Source organism: Streptomyces sp. NRRL F-5727 (assembly GCF_000719555.1).
GTDB lineage: Bacteria > Actinomycetota > Actinomycetes > Streptomycetales > Streptomycetaceae > Streptomyces.
In genome coordinates this window covers 57,012-72,999 of record NZ_JOGX01000029.1, presented here as the reverse complement: position 1 = coordinate 72,999, position 15,988 = coordinate 57,012, and the positions used below count along the sequence as shown (strand labels likewise).

The following is a 15,988-nucleotide window of genomic DNA, read 5'->3' as shown; positions in this document are numbered from 1 at the left end:
GGAAGTCGGCCTGACCCGGCGCGGGTCCAGAGCCGGTCGGCGAGCACGTGCCCGCGGATCAGGGCCGGTCGACGAGCAGGTGTGCGCGGCCGAAGAGGGCCGCGGCGGCGCGCGCGGTCGGGGTGCCGGCGTCCGGATCGGCGCCCGCGGCCCGCAGGACCGCCACCACCTCGTCCGCGCCCTTGAACAGGGCGCCGGCGAGGGGCGACTGGTCGCGCGCGTTGCGGGCGTCCGGGTCGGCGCCGAGTGCCAGCAGCGCCCGCACGGTGTCGGCCCGACCGTGGTAGGCGGCGAGCATGAGGAGGGTGTTGGCGCCCGGGTCGGCCACGTCCACCGGCAGCCCGTGCCGTACGAACTCCACCAGCTCCCCGGTTCTGCCCTCCCGGGCCAGGTCCAGGGCGATCTCCACGACACGGGCCCGCTGCCCGGCGCTCAGTCCGCCGCCCTCGCGGTTCGACGACTCCATCAGGAAGGGCCGGCGGCCAGGGCCTCGATCGCCTTGCGGACGCCCTCACCGTAGGCAGGGTCGGCCTGGGCGCAGTGGGCGATGTGCCGTTCCACGGTCCGGCGCGACGCGCCGCGGATGGCGCGCGCCGTGTTCTCGAAGAGCGTCTGACGCTGTTCGGGGCTCATCAGCCGGAACAGGTCGCCGGGCTGTTCGAAGTAGTTGTCGTCGTCCTCGCGGAAGTCGAACCGGTCGGCGAAGGCCCCCACCGCCTGGCCGGGCTCGCGGTAGGCCGGCTGCTCCTGCCAGCGGCCGTACGAGTTCGGCTCGATGCCCGGCGTGGCGCCCTGGTTGCCGTCGACCCGCATGGCGCCGTCGCGATGGTAGGAATTTGCTGCGTTCCGGGGGGCGTTGACGGGGATCTGGTGGTGGTTCACGCCGAGGCGGTAGCGCTGGGCGTCCCCGTAGGAGAAGAGCCTGCCCTGCAGCATCCGGTCCGGCGAGAAGCCGATGCCCGGCACCACGTTGGCAGGGGAGAAGGCGGCCTGCTCGACGTCGGCGAAGTAGTTGGCGACGTTGCGGTTCAGCTCCCACTCGCCGACCTCGATCAGGGGGTAGTCCTTCTTCGACCAGACCTTGGTGAGGTCGAAGGGAGGGAAGCGGTAGCCGTCCGCGTCGGCCTCCGGCATGACCTGGACGAACAGCTTCCAGCGGGGGAAGTCGCCGTTCTCGATCGCGTCGAACAGGTCGCGCTGGTGGGACTCGCGGTCTTTGCCGATCAGGGCCTCGGCCTCGGCGTCCGTCAGGTTCCTGACGCCCTGCTGGGTGCGGTGGTGGAACTTCACCCAGAACCGCTCGCCCTCGGCGTTGACCAGGCTGTAGGTGTGCGAACCGAAGCCGTGCATGTGCCGGTACGAGGCCGGGATGCCGCGGTCCGACATGATGATCGTGACCTGGAGCAGCGACTCGGGGAGGCTGGTCCAGAAGTCCCAGTTGTTCTCGGCGTCGCGGAGGTTGGTGCGCGGGTCGCGCTTCACCGCGTGGTTGAGGTCGGGGAACTTCAGCGGGTCGCGGAAGAAGAAGACCGGGGTGTTGTTCCCCACCAGGTCCCAGTTGCCCTCCTCGGTGTAGAACTTCACGGCGAAGCCGCGGATGTCGCGCTCGGCGTCGGCGGCGCCGCGTTCGCCCGCGACGGTGGAGAAGCGCGCGAACAGCTCGGTCCTCTTGCCGACCTCGGAGAAGATCTTCGCCCGGGTGTACCGGGTGATGTCGTGCGTCACCGTGAAGGTGCCGTACGCCCCCGAGCCCTTGGCGTGCATCCGGCGCTCCGGGATGACCTCCCGGTCGAAGTGCGCGAGCTTCTCCAGGAACCAGACGTCCTGCAGGAGCATCGGCCCGCGTGCGCCCGCGGTCAGCGCGTTCTGGTTGTCGGGCACGGGGGCGCCGGCCGCGGTGGTGAGCCGCTCATGGGACTTCTCGGACAAGATCGTCTCCTCGGTGGGTCCTGGGTGCGTGTGTGCGGCCGGGCCGCGGGCGGCCCGGGGGTGCGGCGTCGTCTAGCGCAGCGTCCTGAAGGCCGTGCGGAGCTCCTCGGCCAGCAGCCGCGGCTGCTCCCACGCCGCGAAGTGGCCGCCCCGGTCGACCTCGTTCCAGTGGATGAGGTTGCCGTAGGCGCGCTCGCCCCAGCTGCGCGGCGCGGGATAGATCTCGCGGGGGAAGACGGTCACCGCGACGGGGACGGTGGGAATGTCGACGGCGTTGAACGGGCCCCCGCCGGCCTGGGTGCCCTCCCAGTAGAACCGGCCCGACGACGTCGCGGTGCCGGAGAGCCAGTAGAGCGAGATCGCGTCCAGCATCTCGTCGTAGGTGAGGACCTTCTCGGGCTCCCCGCCGGAGTCGGTCCACTCCGCGAACTTGTCGTAGTAGTACGCCGCCATGGCGACCGGCGAGTCGGTGAGCGCGTACCCGATCGTCTGCGGGGTCTGGTTCATCATCGCCGCGTAGCCGAAGCCGTCGCGGTAGAAGTGCAGCAGACGGTCGTAGGCGAGCTTCTCGCGCGCCGTGAGGCCGGCCGGCGCGGGGTCGAAGTTGCGCAGGTGGCGCAGGACGTCCGGAGGCACGGTGCCCGGCATGTTGACGTGGATGCCGAGGAGCCCCTCGGGCTTCTGGGCCGCGAGCACCTGCGAGATGATCGAGCCGTGGTCGCCGCCCTGGGAGACGTACCGGGTGTATCCGAGCCGGCGCATGAGCACGTCGAACGCGACCGCGACCCGGGCGGGGTTCCAGCCGGTCGACGTCGGCCTGCCCGAGAAGCCGTACCCGGGCAGGGTCGGCAGGACCAGGTGGAAGGCGTCCTCCGCACGGCCGCCGTGAGCGGTCGGGTCGGTCAGGGGCGCGACGACCTTGAGCAGCTCCACGATCGAGCCGGGCCAGCCGTGCGTCATCAGCATCGGCAGGGCGTCGGGATGCGGCGAGCGGATGTGCGCGAACTGGATGTCCAGTCCGTCGATCTCGGTGATGAACTGCGGCAGGGCGTTGATCTTCGCCTCCGCCTTGCGCCAGTCGTATCCGGTGCCCCAGTACTCGACCAGGGGCCGCAGCTTCGCCAGCTGGGCGCCCTGGGACCGGTCGCCCACCGTCTCCCTGTCCGGCCACCGCGTCGCCCGGACACGCCTCCGCAGCTCGTTGATCTCCCGCTGCGGGACCCTGACGCGGAAGGGGCGGATGGCGGTGCTCCGGCGTGTCCTCCGGGATCCCGCGGTGCTCGCCGCCGGCGTTCCGCTCGTCGCCGCCTGCGCCGGGCCGGACAGTCCCAGCTGTGTGGCGGCGACGGCGCCCGCAGCGAGGCCCAGGAATCCGCGACGGCCGGTGGCGCCGCGTCCCGTGTGGTCGTTCATACCCATCGCACTTCCGTTCCTCGGTGGCCGTCGACAGTTCGTTCCGTGGTGGTCCGAGCCACTACAGGCCCAGGTCGAGAGCCACGCAGGAGTAGAACTTCCACGCGTTCTCGGGGTTGTAGCCGCCGTTCGCGCCGGCCGGATCGACCTCGGTCTCGAGGGTCATGTCCTCGGGACGGATGCGCTCGGGCAGCGTGCCGAAGCGGGCGAGGCGGGCGATCGCGTCGGGGTCCGTGGCAGGGGTGTTGTTCATGGCCATGCTCCACTTCGTCGGTCGTGGATCGCGTCCTGTGGTCGTTCTCGGACGACCGTCATCAGCGTGCACCCCTCTCCGTCACCTGTCAAGCCGGTGACGGGGGAGTGGCAGGGAAACCGGGGGTTCACTCACATGTGAGCAGCGGCGACAAGGACACACGTGTGTAGCTTATGCGCGATCGCCCGAAGGCGGAGGCAATGTCGTTGCGACTGTCGGCCAGCGGTTGTCAGCCTCGCCCGTGTGCTGATCGAAGTCGACGGAGCCCAGCCCGAGCCCACCGCCGTGGCGCCGCTCCGGGCACCCTCGTACGGGGGGGGCCGACCGGAGACCGGGCACGGCGGTCGAGCGCTCACCGCGCCCCTCTCTCGCGACTCCGACCCCACTGGCTCGTTCCCGGCCGGCCGTGCCGTGCCTCCCGGGTCGGAGCGCTGTTCTACGGAAACGAAGTCATCGACATGACGTACACGAAGTCCCGCGTGCGCACGCCGCACGGCCGAGCCGACTGGAAGCTGCCGGTGCCCGTCGTGGTGACCTGCGCCGACACCGCCTGCGGCCTGATGACCCCACCCCACGCTGCCTGCCGGCACTGCGGAACGCTCCGGGGCGCCGAGGTGCCGTCCCGAGCCTGACAACTCGTCGGAGAAACGTGCTCGCCGGGTCCCGCCGGTGCGGGACTTCGGCGGGACCCGGCACCGCGCTCCCGGCCACTCGTCGTGCCACGCACCCCCTGGGTGCAGGGGAACATGTGTCCGTGGCATATCGCGTTGCAGCCGCGCCCGGCAGTTGCTAGCCTCCGGGGCGTGCTGATCGAAGTCGACAGAGCCTAGCCTGAGCCCCGCCGCCCGTCGGCCCCGGTCCAGGCGTATCTGACAAGCCCCTTACCCGGACTCCGGCAGGGCGGACGTGTGCACACCGCGCCCCAGCCCAGCGGCTCCGACCTTCATCGGCCCCTTCCCCGTCGACCCCGCACCAGACGGCGGCACCCATGTGTCCTCCCCGGACCACCGGTGTGCTCCCTCTGTGTGCCGATTCGTCGGCCTGTGCCGTGCCCTTGCGGTCGGAGCGATGTCCTACGGAAACGGATCCATCGCCATGATGCACAGGAAGTCCCGCGCGCGCACGCGCCACCGCCGAGCCCACTGGAAGGCCGCTGCGCCCCTGTTGGCGGCGTGCGCCAACCCGGCCTGCGGTCTGCCGACCACGCCCCACACCGCCTGCCGCCACTGCGGCATGTACCGGGGCCGTCAGGTACTGCCTCCGGCGGTCTGACGCCAGGACGGCGCCCCTGTTCACCGGATCCCGCCGCACGCTCGGCTTCCGTGCCGGCGGGATCCGGTCCTCCACCCACGACACCACCACGTGAGGCGGATCACGCGCGGAGACGTGAACCAAACGGCCCGCCGAGCTGCGTATCGGTGTCGGAAACCCGAACACCACAAGGAGCTCAGGATGGACACGTCGAGCGCGCACACCGACCCCCTCGCACCCGGTACACACGTGTACCGGCTCTCCGGTATCGCGCAGCGGTATCACGTCCACGGCAGCGGACCGGTCTGCCTGGCCCTCTCCGGCGGGCCCGGCATCTTCTGGGAGTACATGCGCATGCCGGTCCTCGAAGCGCACCTGACCATGGTGTACGTCGAGCCCATCGGCATCGCGGAGGACAGCCGCCTGGCGTCACACCCGCACGGCTACACCCGGGAGCGCTACAGCGCCTTCCTGGAGGTCCTCATCGACCGGCTCGGCGTTCCGAAGGTCCACCTGCTGGGGCACTCGCACGGCGCGTTCGTCGCCGCGTACCACGCCTTGAACCGCTCCGAGCAGCTGGCGGGCGTCGTGCTGTACGAAGGTTCGCCGGTGACCGGGCCGGAACACGGCCGGGAGGCGGGCCGTCTCGTCGAGGCGTTCGCGGCCAGGCACGCCGGCCACCCCGGCCTGCCCGACGTGCTCGCCGCGTTCGGCGCGATGTCGAGCATCTCCGACGACGCGCAGACCAAGGCGGTCGCCAAGGGCGTGCTGCCCGCGTACTTCGCCGACTTCTGGGGCAACGAGGAGCGCTACGCGCCGATGCGCGACGCGATCCGGGCCACGTACATCTCAGGGCTGGACGAGCACCGCGAGTCCGAGACCATCGACGACCGCGCCGCCCTCAAGGAACTGGCGGTACCCGCACTGGTGATCGTGGGCCGGCACGACGTCATCTGCGGCGTGCGCTGGGGGACCGAGCTGAGCGAGCTGATCCCCGGCGCCAGCCTGCTGATCCTCGAGAACAGCGGTCACTTCGGGCACGTGGAGGAACCCGAGCCGTTCGCCGACGCGGTGAGCCGCTTCGTGCGGGAGACCGTCGGCCCCCGGCCCGGCACCGCGTAGCCCGGTGCCTCAGGGCTCACATGTCTCACATTCGTCACCACCTTGACTGGTGACGAATGTGAGTGCCAAGATTGAGTCACCGCCTCAACCGGTGACTCGCGGAGTCCGGAAAGAAGGCGTTCTCAGGAGTTCGCACCAGAAATGGGGAGCATCAGCCATGGCAGTCACCTACACCGCCGTTGTCGACGTCGACGGAGAGGGCCGCAACGGTGGCCGCGTCCGCTCCTCCGACGGCCTGCTGGAGACGGCTTCCTCGGCGCGCTGCGCCGCGCGGCGTCCCTGCGCAAGGTCCGGCTGACCAGCACCACCATCACGGCCGAGATCACCCTCACCCACGGCGACGACGACCAGTTCTCCCTCTCCGCCGTCCTGCGTCCCGTGCTCGGCGGCGTCGACCGGGCCACCGCCCAGGAACTGGCCGAGGCCGCCCACCAGATCTGCCCCTACTCCAAGGCCACGCGCGACAACGTTCCCGTCGTCATCGCGGCCGACGCCGCTTGACGGCCCCACAGACCGCGGGTCCCGCGTCCCCCCACGCGGGACCCGCGTCCCTCCCGACCGGAGAGCGAGGACAGGTCATGGACTCCGGAACGCGCACACCTTCCGACGGGTACGGCCGTCCGGGATTCGGGCGCGCGCTCAAGACCCCCGACGAGCGCACGTCACCGGCCGCGGAAGGACTCGCCGATCAGACATGGCCCACGGACACCCAGGTGTGGAACTGGGCGCGGAGCGTGACCTTCGCCGGGTACGGCCCGTCCCCCTCCGACTTCCTCTGACCGACGGCCCCGGCCGAACCACACGGGGACGTCCGCACCTCGGCACGTGTGGCGGGCCGGGATCCGACCGCGCCCCCGCTCCGTGACGTCAGTGGGCGGAGTCCGGAACGACAAGCGTGTACATGACGGAGCGCTGCTGCTTGTGACGCTGGACGCGCCCCTTGGCGACCAGGGCCTCAAGCGTGTTCCGCACCACCTGCGGAGTCGGGTTGCGGTCCGGGTGCTCCGCGAGCAGCTCGTCCCGCAACTCCTGGGCGAGGCGCGGTTCTTCGTGCGCTCCGAGCAGTTCCATCAGGAGGTCGCCGAGCAGCGGCTGCCGGGCCTTCGCCTTCGTGCCGGCCTTGCGCGGGCGACCTGTCGCGGCCGCCTTGGCCGGGGTCGCGCGACGGGCTTCGGCCCCAGCGGAGGCTCGCTTCGCCTTCGTGGCGGCGGTGCCGGGCTCGTCCTGAGGCTGCTCGGGCAGCCGGGACGGGTCGGCGAAACCCTCGTACTGCTGGGCCAGGCTCAGAATGTCCAGCAGGAGGGCTTCCTCCCGCTGTAGCACCGTGATCCGCTCCGTCAGCTTCTGCTGCAGCCGGCGGTTCGCCTCCAGGTCCGACGCGGCTTGGTCCACCAGCCGGGTGGCGGTTGACTGGGTGGTCACAAGGCTTCACTCCCTCGATACGAACGTTGCTCCGCATGCTACCCAGGCCCGGAGCTCCTGTGCAGACAAGTGTCGACGCGCGAGGCCGGGCGGATCGTGCTCCCTCGCCGGACGGATCGTGCTCCCTCTCAGACGCGGGCCGAGGCGCGGTCGCGGGCCGTCGCCGTCGCCTCCTTCGCGGCGCCGTGGTGCACGGGACCGTGGCCGGGGAGCAGGATCTCGGCGTCCACCTCCTCCAGCACATCCAGCGACACGAGGGCCCGCGAGCGGTCGGTGTGGAACATGGTCGGAAGGAGCTGCGGGCCACTGGTCCGGGAGGTGGGGTGGGCGGTCACCAAGGCGTCGCCCGTGATCAGGATCCCGCTGCCCGGCAGGTGGTAGGCGCAGTGGCCGCGCGTGTGCCCCGGCGTGTGCAGGGGCACGGGGCCGCCGGGAAGGTCGAGCGGGCCCGCCGAGGGGAAGGCCCGGGGCTCCGAGACCGGGACGTGGGCGGTGCCCCCGGCCCGCAGGGCATGGACCGCCCAGGGGAGCACACCGGGCCGCCACGCCTGCGCCAGGACCTTTCCGACGGAGACCTGGTCGAGGAAGTCACGACGGGCATGGGGCACCTCCTCCTCGTGCATCAGCACGGGGACGTCGTACACGGTGCGCAGGTGCTCGGCCGCACCGATGTGGTCGTTGTGCGCGTGCGTGACCAGGAGGGCCGTCACCGCCCCGGGATGCAACCCGACGGCTCGCAGGGAGGCCAGCACGGCGGCGCGGTCACCGGGGTAGCCGGCGTCGACGAGGGTGCAGCTGTCGCCGTCCTTCACGATCACCCAGTTGGTGTTGCTGCCGGACACCGCGTAGACGTCGCGCGCGACGCGGACGATGTCGCCGTCGCCCGGAACCTTCGTCATGATCGTGCTGATCCTCTCCGGTAAGCGGACCACGGGGGCTCTCCCGCCGGGGCTGTCCCACCGGGGCTCCGGTGACTTCGGCCCATGCTGTCATGTGTGCGCCACAGGAAGAAATGTGTGCCGCGAAGGCGGCACCGTCCGGCGAGCCGCACCGTCTTCCAGGGCGGCCTCCGAGGACGGGGCGTCGGGTGGAGACTCTTCACACATATGTCACTATGGGCGCACGCGATGACCGGATCGGCACATGTGACATCCGACTCACGGGTGTGCGTCCGAGGGAGAAGCGCGTCGCACTGGACAACGCGGAACGAGCGGTCTTCCGGCGCTTCCCGGCCGCGTTCCCAGACGGCGGCCGCCCCCGACTTTCCGTTGCCCACATGACAGAGAACCAGGACGGTTCAGAACACCATGGCTACGCCTCTCACGCCCATGTCCCGATCGGATCTGCTCGGCTCGATCATGGGGGAGCACAGGAACGCCCTCGTCTCCTACGCAGAGAAGCTGCTGGGCGACCACGGGCTCGCCGAGGACATCGTGCAGGAGACCGCCATCCGGGCCTGGCGGAACATGGACCGCCTGATCGGAATGGAGGGATCGGTCAGGGGCTGGCTCTTCACCGTCACCCGGCACCTGGTCATCGACTGGGTGCGCAAGCCCCACGCCCGGAGAGAAGCCACCGGGGTCACCTACAGCGATCCCGTCTCGTGCTCCGACAGCCCCGAGTCCGTGCACGACGCCCTGGTCGTCGCACGGCTGCTGCGCGGTCTGTCTCCCGAGCACCGCGCCGTCCTGGTCCACATCTATCTCTGCGACCGCAGCATCCAGGAGACCGCGGGGATCCTCGGAGTACCGACGGGCACCGTCAAGAGCCGCCACCACAACGCCCTGCGCAAACTGCGCGCGGTCGTGGAGCCCGAGGCGGCGTAGTAGGCGGCCCGCGTACGCCACCCGGGCGGCTCCGCACGTTCGAGCCGGGGACTGAACCTTTCCCCGCGCCGTCCCGTTGTCCCAGTAGAGGGAGCCGCCGCTGCTGAGGGGCGGCCGATCCGGGACGGGACTTCCGGTGGTGCAGCATCCCCCCGTGACCGGGGCCCGTCCCCGCGCCGGCGGCCGCATCCCCCGTATCGCGGACCGCCGGCGCGCTCGCACGTCCTGTCCGCTGAGCGGCCGACGTGCCGCGCGGACATCTCGCTCCGAGTCACCTTTCTGACGGGTGTCTCTGACGTGGCGCAGGGCACAGCTCCCTGCGGACTTCGAGCCCGGTCGCCTCAATGTTCCTCTTCCGCTCTTCATGTGCGCGGCATCCGTGTCGTTGACAGTCCCTGGGGTGCGTGTCACGATCGTCACCAGTTGAACAGGTGACTCTGGCGGATTCCGGAGCGCGCCCCCATGTGTCGACGACACCGCGCGCCCCCACATCGCCGGGGATCCGGCACCACGTGAGGAGCACACGGACCATGGCACGAAAATCGAAACCGGATGCCGAGGGCGGCCCGCCGATGGGGCGACGGGCGATGCTGGGCATGCTGGGAGCGGGAGCAGCCTCACTCGCCCTCGCGCCCCCGCTCCAGCGCGGCTGGGAGAAGTTCCTCGCCACCGCCTCCCAGGCCGACTCGACCGGACTCACCGGCCTGCTGCCCAACCCGGGCGGCTTCCGCTACTACAGCGTCGTCGGATCGGTACCGCGCAAGGACGAGACCACCTACGCCCTCACGGTCGGCGGCCTCGTGGAGAAGCCGAAGACCTACACCCTCGCCGACCTGCGCGCGATGCCGCAGACCCGGGTCGTCGCCGACGTGCTGTGCACGGACGGATGGCGTGTGGACGACACCCCCTTCGAGGGCGTGAAGCTGGCGGACATCCTCGACGCCTCCGGGGTGCGCTCCTCGGGGACGGCGGTCCACTTCACGTGCTTCGACGGTGCCTACACCGAGAGCCTCACCCTGGAACAGGCGCGGCGCTCCGACGTCCTGGTGGCCCTGAACATGCAGGACAAGCCCCTCACCCACGAACACGGCGGCCCTGTCCGCCTCTACGTGGCTCCCATGTACTTCTACAAGTCGGCCAAGTGGCTGTCCGGCATCTCGGTCACGGACAAGGTCGTTCCCGGGTTCTGGGAGGAGCGTGGATATGCGATCGACGGCTGGCTCGGCGACGCCGACCGCGGTGCGGCCTGACCCCTCGGGCCGGGTCCGGCGCTTCAGCACCGCCGAACGCATGGTCCACCGCGCCACCGGCTACCTGATGCTGGTGTGCCTGACCACCGCCGCATGCCTCTACCTCGGGCCGATCGCCCAACTCGTCGGACGCCGGCACCTCATGGCCACGCTGCACGAATGGTCGGGCATCCTGCTGCCGGCGCCCTTCCTGCTCGGTCTGTTCTCGGCGGACTTCCGCGCGGACCTGCGCAGGCTGAACCGGTCCGCCCCGTACGACCGGCAGTGGCTGGCGGCCGCACGCGGGCGCAGGACGGCGCCGGGGGCCCGGCCGGCCGGCAAGTTCAACGCGGGGCAGAAGCTCTACGCGGGCTGGATCGCCGGCGCGGTCCTGGTCATGATGTTCACCGGTCTGCTGATGTGGTTCATGGGGCTGCTGCCGTTCGTCTCACGCACCAGCGCGATCTTCGTCCACGACCTGGTGGCCTGGCTGATCGCCTTCGTCGTCATCGGGCACATCCGCAAGGCCCTGGAGGACCCGGAATCGCGGCTGGGGATGCGTACCGGGTACGTCAGCCGGTCCTGGGCCGAGCGGTACCACTCCCACTGGCTGCGGGAGGAACACGACGCCGGCGCGGCCGGAAGAGCGGACGAGACGTGACGTGCCCGCCGCGCGAGGGCGTTCACCGGCAGTAGGGGCCCGTGAACGCCCCGGGCACCCCCGACGCCCGGATCGTCCGCCCACCCCACCAGGAACGGCGGCGCGTCCCCGCCGCTGACGCCCCACGGGAGCCGGCGGAGGTGCTGCAGCGTGCCGTGGAGCAGGCCGTTCACCGCCTTCGGGCCGTGGCGGCGGCCGTCTACCTCCCGTCGCCGACGGCGGCGAGCTGCGCGCCGCCGTGATCGGCGGCAGCCCGCCGTCCGTCCTCGCGCTTCCCGAGCGGATGGCCCCGGACGCCCCCAACGCCTCCGCGCGGGCGCCTGCCGGCCGGGCGGCGGCCTTCCTCCCCGATCCCCACTCACCCGCCGAACCGGAACAGGGCGCACCGGCCCCTCCGTACACCGTGGCCTCGGTGCCCCTGGAGGCGGACGGCCGCCGCTTCGGCGCGCTGACCATGCTGCGCACGGAGGACGCCGGCGCGTACGACGACGAGGGGGCCCCGGCGTGGGGCGTACCGGGGACACCCGGCTCGGCGGGACTGACCCTGCCGTACGCCGTGCAGCGGCTGACGGACATGCTGAACAGGGCGACCGCCATGGACCACGTCATGGCGGCGGCCGAACTCTGTCTGGCCGCACCGACCGGCGCCCGCGCGCTGGTCCTGGCCTCGGCCGCCGAAGGCCGGCTGCGGCTGGTGGGCCACAGCGGCAGGTCGGCGTCGCTGGTGCGCGACGTACACGGAGCCGCCCGGGACGCGGACGTCCCCGCGGCGCGGGCGGTGCGGGGCAGAGGGCTGTTCTTCTCCGGAACGAGCGGGGGTTGCGGTCGTACGGACGCCGCCGCCCTTCTTCCGTTCGCCGGCGACCGACACGTACTCGACCTGCCGATGGGCGAAGGCCCGCCTGCCGGTCGGCGCCCGCCAACGCGCCGCTCGGACAGGACCCCGGTGCCTACCCGTCTGAGGGACACACGCTTGAGCCGGGCACCGTCCTCGCGCTGTACGCGTCCGGCGGCAGCTGCCGCCGGCCCGCTACGAGGGAGGGGCCGACAGGAGAGCACCCCGGACCGCGCGCCTGCGCGTCCGGCGGCGGGATCCGCGCGGTGTACGAGCGGCCCGCGACGTCGTGCACGAGCACCTGTGCTCCGGGGGACTTGCGGACCTGTCGGCCGGTCTGTCGGCTGATCTGTCGGCAGACCTCGTCCTCGTCACCTCGGAACTGGTGACCAACGCACTCGTCCACACGGACGGAGACGTGGACCTGCGGCTCCGGGTGTCCGGCGGTCGCGTCCGCCTGGCGGTGGGGGAGCACGGCCGCGGTCTGCATCTGGTCGAGGCCCTCGCCTTCACGTGGCACACCTTCCCGACCGGCCGGGGCAAGACCGTGCGGCTGGAGACGGACATCCCTGGGTGATCGGACGCGCCGCAGGGGCACGCGCGTGGCGCGTGCCCCTGCGGTGTCGGTGGAGTCAGTTGTCGCTGTTGAAGATCGTCAGCAGGTTGAGCACCTCCAGGTAGATCCACACCAGCGTCAGGGTGAGGCCGAAGGCGGCCAGCCACGCCTCCTCGCGCGGGGCGCCGTAGGCGACCGCGTCCTCGACCTGCTTGAGGTCCAGGGCGAGGAAGGCGGCCCCCAGCAGGATGCCGATGACGCCGAAGGCGATGCCGAGGGCTCCGCTGCGGAAGCCGAGGCCGTTGCCGGCGCCGAACGCGGCGAAGAGCGCGTTGGCGACCGTCAGTAGCAGGAAGCCGGTAGCGGCGACGAGGACGAAGCCGGCGAACCGCCGGGTGACCCGGATCCATCGCATCCGGTAGGCGAGGAGCGTGGCTCCGGAGACGGCGAGGGTGCCGAGCACCGCCTGGACGACCACGCCGGGCGCGATGTACGTCGACAGAGTGCTGGACAGCACCCCGAGGAACACACCCTCCAGCGCCGCGTACCCGAGGATGAGCGCCGGGGACGGCTTCCGCCGGAACGTCTGGGCGAGCGACAGGGCGAAGGCGCCGAGGGCGGCGCCCAGGGCGATGCCGTACGACCGGCCGAGATTCGCCTCGTCGACGGGCAGCAGAACCCAGGAGAGGACGGCGGCCACCACCACGGAGCCGAGGGTCGTCGCCGTGCGGACGACGACGTCGTCCATGGTCATCACGTTCGGGCCGGTCCGGTGGCCCGTGCCTCCGGGGGAGGCGTAGGGGTTGGTCGTGTAGTCGTCCGCCGACCGGCCGCCGGCCGCGACCCCCACTGTCTCGCGCTCGTACGCGCCTGCCGGACCGGCGTCACGCATGGCGCCCCAGCGGGAGAAGATCGGGTTGCTGGTCCTGGTCCTCACGTCATTCCTCCTCGTCCGCCGCATGTGCGGCCCTGCCGCAAAGGGGTGTGGCGGAGCCCGCATCGGCACACGTGTGCCGATGCCGCCGGCATACCAGGCGACCACCCTTGCGTCACCACTCTGACAGGTGACGCATGGGGAGGCAAGTCCCGGCATGCGGGGCGAGAGGGACGGCGGATCGTTCAGTCGGCCGGTGTCTCCGGACTGCCGAGGAGGTTCCTGAGGAAGCCGTCCCAGTTCAGGCCCTCCATCTCCACGTCGGCCGCGACGATCCGGTACGTGGCTTCGAGCCACGCCGTCAACGGCTCGGTCGGGACCTCGAACAGCGCCTCCACCTCCTCGGATTCGAGGAGCAGCCACGACGAGGGGCGCTCGCGGTCCAGCGTCGGCCACATCCGTACGTCGCCGGTCCCGCTCATGGACGTGACGCCGAGGTGGAGCAGTTCACGTCCGATGTGCCAGACCAGGCTGGGGCCGCGTTCCGCGAGGAACTCGACCGTGATCACCGCGGCCATCTCCGGGTCGAAGAGGAACTTCGCGCGCATCGGCACCCGGGTGAACTCGTCGAGCATCTGGTCGAGCCCCAGGTGCAGCGACGGCACGAGCTCCGAGGTCGAGCGGGCACGCAAGGACGGCTGGTCACGGTGCATGGCGGGTTTCCCTCCGTGGGGCGAATGGTGCGCCTCCCACTCTTCGCCGGAGGCGGACATCCCACATCGGTCAGTTGACGGTCGACGGGCCTTTCCCCTCCCGGTGGTCGACGGCACCGTCATACGGGGCGGGGGCCGCTCCGGGTGTGTCCTCAGTCAATCTTCTGCGCGCCCGGGGAGGCGGCGGACCCCGCGTGCGCTCCGCGCGGGACGCCGTCGACATCGCCGGAACCCTCCCGGCGAGCAGGCCCCGCAGGTGACCCCGGTGAAGAGACTCCTTCAGGTGTGAACCCGGAGGGGGTGCCGCACCGTGTACCGATCGGAAGCGTCCGGCGCCGAGCGCACTGCGGCGGCGGACGGGGCGGGGAACCGGTCTTCGTTCGAGTGAGGCGAAGACCTGGCCCAGCCGTCGGCGCGGCGAGACACGCGTCGCGCCGACGGCACTTCCCCGTGAGGAGGTCCTGCCTCGTTCCCCCCGTGCGAGACAGGACCTCCCACGAGCACGTTCGCCAAGGCGTATCGATAGGCGGATCCGGTCCGGATCCCTGCGCCGCCCGAGCGCGGCTCTCCATCGTCGTGATCGCCGGGAGCCGGTTCGTGCGCGGCAGAGCCCGTGCGTTCGTCCCGGCATGCACGGAACACGTTTCGCCGGCCCCGACAGGACGGTCCGCCGCGCACCGGGGTACGGGAGCCGGCTGACGGACGTGGGTCATCGCCACCTTCCCGGGTCGGCGTGGACGAATCCGGCACCCCGAGCTGACACGGAGGAGAAGATGACAACGCACGACGGGTGCGGTCCCCAGTGCTGCGGCCGCACTCCGGCCCGGCCCTCGCCGCCCCGGCGGCGACGGACCGCCGTCGGCGGGAGCAGGCCGGCCCTCTCCCTCGTCCCGCGTCCCGAGGACGCCCGCGGCGTCCCCGTCCCGCTGTCCTCGCTGACCAGGAACCCGATGCCTCCGTCGGTGCGGGGCGCGGTCGTGACGGAGGTGGACGGCCGGCTGATGGCCACCTGGATGCCGTCTGAGGGACCGCCCCGTGTCCCGCACGGACGCATCCTGCTGTCCTGGACGCAGGCGACCTTCGGCAGGACGGACGTCCGGGCACACCTGGGCCTCGCGGGTGCGCAGGTCCTGCTCGCGTTCTGGCCCGGACTGCGCGGGGAATGGTCCTCCGTGGTCCGTCCCACTGTCGTGGAGGTGGCCGAACTGCACGCCGCGCTCCGCCTGGCGACCAGGGCCCGCGACCACCGGCCCGGCTGAGCGATCGGTCCGAGACCCACCCACCCTGTCGTCACCCGCCAAGGTGGTGACTATGCTGGAGGCCGGTCATCGAGCCGGCGGCCGGTCGTCGAGAAGAGGAGCGCACGGACATGAGCACAACCGAGGAGAGGGCCCTGCTGGCGGGCGGATGCTTCTGGGGCATGCAGGAGCTCATCCGGTCACTGCCCGGCGTGGTGCGTACCAGGGTCGGTTACACGGGAGACGACGCGAAGCCCCACCCCACCTACCGCGACCACGGACGGCACGCGGAGTCGATCGAGGTCGTCTTCGACCCCTCGGTCACCGACTACCGCGCGATCCTGGAGTACTTCTTCCAGATCCACGACCCCAGCACCCGCGATCGCCAGGGCAATGACATCGGGCTCGACTACCGCTCCGCCATCTACTACACCGACGACGAACAGCGCCGCGTCGCCCTGGAGACCATCGCCGACGTCGACGCGTCCGGTCTGTGGCCCGGCCCGGTGGTGACGGAGGTCGAGCCGGCCGGCGCCTTCTGGGAGGCGGAGCCGGAACACCAGGACTACCTCCAGCGCTACCCGGACGGCTACACCTGCCACTTCCCGCGCCCGAACTGGCGACTGCCACGGCGCGAGGCGTCCTGAGACCGGGAGAGGCCGGGAG

Annotated in this window: 19 protein-coding genes; 11 read left to right on the top strand and 8 right to left on the bottom strand. The window is 71.3% G+C overall.

The window, feature by feature from the left end:
• Window positions 1–58: 58 nt before the first annotated feature.
• The 4 genes from IF73_RS0120490 to IF73_RS0120475 all read right to left on the bottom strand — a co-directional run bounded on the left by IF73_RS0120490 (window position 59) and on the right by IF73_RS0120475 (window position 3,595).
• Window positions 59–466 (bottom strand): ankyrin repeat domain-containing protein, encoded by a 408-nt coding sequence (locus tag IF73_RS0120490; RefSeq protein ID WP_031010114.1) that lies wholly within the window; start codon window positions 464–466, stop codon window positions 59–61.
• On the bottom strand, window positions 466–1,929 hold the full coding sequence (locus tag IF73_RS0120485; protein ID WP_031010113.1) for a catalase: 1,464 nt from the start codon (window positions 1,927–1,929) through the stop codon (window positions 466–468). The genes IF73_RS0120490 and IF73_RS0120485 overlap by 1 nt, the downstream gene beginning before the upstream one ends.
• A gap of 72 nt (window positions 1,930–2,001) precedes the next feature.
• Window positions 2,002–3,348: an epoxide hydrolase gene (locus tag IF73_RS0120480; RefSeq protein WP_031010110.1), complete on the bottom strand. Its 1,347-nt coding sequence runs from the start codon at window positions 3,346–3,348 to the stop codon at window positions 2,002–2,004.
• A 55-nt stretch (window positions 3,349–3,403) separates the two neighbouring features.
• Entirely contained in the window at window positions 3,404–3,595 is a 192-nt protein-coding gene (locus IF73_RS0120475; RefSeq protein ID WP_031010108.1) for a hypothetical protein, read from the bottom strand.
• 458 nt (window positions 3,596–4,053) lie between these two features.
• On the opposite strand from IF73_RS0120475, the gene rpmF (IF73_RS39120) reads away from it, so the two are divergent.
• The 5 genes from rpmF (IF73_RS39120) to IF73_RS37825 all read left to right on the top strand — a co-directional run bounded on the left by rpmF (IF73_RS39120) (window position 4,054) and on the right by IF73_RS37825 (window position 6,747).
• A complete protein-coding gene (rpmF, locus tag IF73_RS39120; RefSeq protein WP_063833456.1) occupies window positions 4,054–4,227 on the top strand; it encodes a 50S ribosomal protein L32 in 174 nt (57 codons plus the stop codon).
• A 436-nt stretch (window positions 4,228–4,663) separates the two neighbouring features.
• Window positions 4,664–4,867 carry a 50S ribosomal protein L32 gene (gene rpmF / locus IF73_RS39670; protein ID WP_420706571.1) on the top strand — a complete coding sequence of 68 codons (204 nt, stop codon included), beginning with the start codon at window positions 4,664–4,666 and terminating at the stop codon, window positions 4,865–4,867.
• Between the two features lie 180 nt (window positions 4,868–5,047).
• Complete coding sequence (locus tag IF73_RS0120460) at window positions 5,048–5,968, top strand: alpha/beta fold hydrolase (RefSeq protein WP_031010106.1); 921 nt, start codon at window positions 5,048–5,050, stop codon at window positions 5,966–5,968.
• A gap of 141 nt (window positions 5,969–6,109) precedes the next feature.
• Complete coding sequence (locus IF73_RS37830; RefSeq protein WP_420706570.1) at window positions 6,110–6,469, top strand: hypothetical protein; 360 nt, start codon at window positions 6,110–6,112, stop codon at window positions 6,467–6,469.
• Between the two features lie 77 nt (window positions 6,470–6,546).
• Window positions 6,547–6,747, top strand: coding sequence for a hypothetical protein (locus tag IF73_RS37825; protein ID WP_037879838.1), 201 nt, complete (start codon window positions 6,547–6,549; stop codon window positions 6,745–6,747).
• An 88-nt stretch (window positions 6,748–6,835) separates the two neighbouring features.
• Here IF73_RS37825 and IF73_RS0120445 read toward each other — a convergent pair whose 3' ends face one another.
• Complete coding sequence (locus IF73_RS0120445) at window positions 6,836–7,390, bottom strand: hypothetical protein (RefSeq protein WP_031010104.1); 555 nt, start codon at window positions 7,388–7,390, stop codon at window positions 6,836–6,838.
• Window positions 7,391–7,518: 128 nt separating this feature from the next.
• A complete protein-coding gene (locus IF73_RS0120440; protein ID WP_031010102.1) occupies window positions 7,519–8,289 on the bottom strand; it encodes an MBL fold metallo-hydrolase in 771 nt (256 codons plus the stop codon).
• 429 nt (window positions 8,290–8,718) lie between these two features.
• Here IF73_RS0120440 and IF73_RS0120435 point away from each other — a divergent pair, with 429 nt between their 5' ends.
• The 4 genes from IF73_RS0120435 (at window position 8,719) to IF73_RS0120420 (ending at window position 12,518) form a co-directional block, all read left to right on the top strand.
• Window positions 8,719–9,216 carry a sigma-70 family RNA polymerase sigma factor gene (locus tag IF73_RS0120435; protein ID WP_051717075.1) on the top strand — a complete coding sequence of 166 codons (498 nt, stop codon included), beginning with the start codon at window positions 8,719–8,721 and terminating at the stop codon, window positions 9,214–9,216.
• Between the two features lie 530 nt (window positions 9,217–9,746).
• Window positions 9,747–10,466 (top strand): molybdopterin-dependent oxidoreductase, encoded by a 720-nt coding sequence (locus IF73_RS0120430; RefSeq protein ID WP_031010098.1) that lies wholly within the window; start codon window positions 9,747–9,749, stop codon window positions 10,464–10,466.
• A complete protein-coding gene (locus IF73_RS37820) occupies window positions 10,420–11,106 on the top strand; it encodes a cytochrome b/b6 domain-containing protein (RefSeq protein WP_031010095.1) in 687 nt (228 codons plus the stop codon). The genes IF73_RS0120430 and IF73_RS37820 overlap by 47 nt, the downstream gene beginning before the upstream one ends.
• Before the next feature lie 1,124 nt (window positions 11,107–12,230).
• Complete coding sequence (locus IF73_RS0120420) at window positions 12,231–12,518, top strand: ATP-binding protein (RefSeq protein WP_031010093.1); 288 nt, start codon at window positions 12,231–12,233, stop codon at window positions 12,516–12,518.
• Window positions 12,519–12,573: 55 nt separating this feature from the next.
• On the opposite strand, the gene IF73_RS0120415 is transcribed toward IF73_RS0120420, so the two are convergent.
• Together IF73_RS0120415 and IF73_RS0120410 are read right to left on the bottom strand one after the other, a co-directional pair.
• Window positions 12,574–13,389, bottom strand: a complete 816-nt coding sequence (locus tag IF73_RS0120415; protein WP_420706573.1) for a Bax inhibitor-1/YccA family membrane protein — start codon at window positions 13,387–13,389, stop codon at window positions 12,574–12,576.
• A gap of 227 nt (window positions 13,390–13,616) precedes the next feature.
• Window positions 13,617–14,084, bottom strand: coding sequence for an SsgA family sporulation/cell division regulator (locus tag IF73_RS0120410; RefSeq protein ID WP_031010088.1), 468 nt, complete (start codon window positions 14,082–14,084; stop codon window positions 13,617–13,619).
• Between the two features lie 773 nt (window positions 14,085–14,857).
• On the opposite strand from IF73_RS0120410, the gene IF73_RS42740 reads away from it, so the two are divergent.
• A complete protein-coding gene (locus tag IF73_RS42740; protein WP_324616094.1) occupies window positions 14,858–15,343 on the top strand; it encodes a hypothetical protein in 486 nt (161 codons plus the stop codon).
• 110 nt (window positions 15,344–15,453) lie between these two features.
• Window positions 15,454–15,969 (top strand): peptide-methionine (S)-S-oxide reductase MsrA, encoded by a 516-nt coding sequence (gene msrA / locus IF73_RS0120400; RefSeq protein ID WP_031010084.1) that lies wholly within the window; start codon window positions 15,454–15,456, stop codon window positions 15,967–15,969.
• The last annotated feature ends 19 nt before the right edge of the window (window positions 15,970–15,988 follow it).

Excerpts from the sequence above, each read along its gene's own strand:
- IF73_RS0120480 (WP_031010110.1), bottom strand. The coding sequence starts at position 3,348 with ATGGGTATGAACGACCACACGGGACGCGGCGCCACCGGCCGTCGCGGA.
- IF73_RS0120415 (WP_420706573.1), bottom strand. The coding sequence starts at position 13,389 with ATGCGTGACGCCGGTCCGGCAGGCGCGTACGAGCGCGAGACAGTGGGG.
- IF73_RS0120490 (WP_031010114.1), bottom strand. The coding sequence starts at position 466 with ATGGAGTCGTCGAACCGCGAGGGCGGCGGACTGAGCGCCGGGCAGCGG.
- msrA (WP_031010084.1), top strand. The coding sequence starts at position 15,454 with ATGAGCACAACCGAGGAGAGGGCCCTGCTGGCGGGCGGATGCTTCTGG.
- IF73_RS0120475 (WP_031010108.1), bottom strand. The coding sequence starts at position 3,595 with ATGAACAACACCCCTGCCACGGACCCCGACGCGATCGCCCGCCTCGCC.
- IF73_RS0120430 (WP_031010098.1), top strand. The coding sequence starts at position 9,747 with ATGGCACGAAAATCGAAACCGGATGCCGAGGGCGGCCCGCCGATGGGG.
- IF73_RS42740 (WP_324616094.1), top strand. The coding sequence starts at position 14,858 with ATGACAACGCACGACGGGTGCGGTCCCCAGTGCTGCGGCCGCACTCCG.
- IF73_RS37825 (WP_037879838.1), top strand. The coding sequence starts at position 6,547 with ATGGACTCCGGAACGCGCACACCTTCCGACGGGTACGGCCGTCCGGGA.
- IF73_RS37830 (WP_420706570.1), top strand. The coding sequence starts at position 6,110 with ATGGGGAGCATCAGCCATGGCAGTCACCTACACCGCCGTTGTCGACGT.
- rpmF (WP_420706571.1), top strand. The coding sequence starts at position 4,664 with ATGTCCTACGGAAACGGATCCATCGCCATGATGCACAGGAAGTCCCGC.
- IF73_RS0120440 (WP_031010102.1), bottom strand. The coding sequence starts at position 8,289 with ATGACGAAGGTTCCGGGCGACGGCGACATCGTCCGCGTCGCGCGCGAC.
- IF73_RS0120435 (WP_051717075.1), top strand. The coding sequence starts at position 8,719 with ATGTCCCGATCGGATCTGCTCGGCTCGATCATGGGGGAGCACAGGAAC.
- IF73_RS37820 (WP_031010095.1), top strand. The coding sequence starts at position 10,420 with ATGCGATCGACGGCTGGCTCGGCGACGCCGACCGCGGTGCGGCCTGAC.
- rpmF (WP_063833456.1), top strand. The coding sequence starts at position 4,054 with ATGACGTACACGAAGTCCCGCGTGCGCACGCCGCACGGCCGAGCCGAC.
- IF73_RS0120410 (WP_031010088.1), bottom strand. The coding sequence starts at position 14,084 with ATGCACCGTGACCAGCCGTCCTTGCGTGCCCGCTCGACCTCGGAGCTC.
- IF73_RS0120460 (WP_031010106.1), top strand. The coding sequence starts at position 5,048 with ATGGACACGTCGAGCGCGCACACCGACCCCCTCGCACCCGGTACACAC.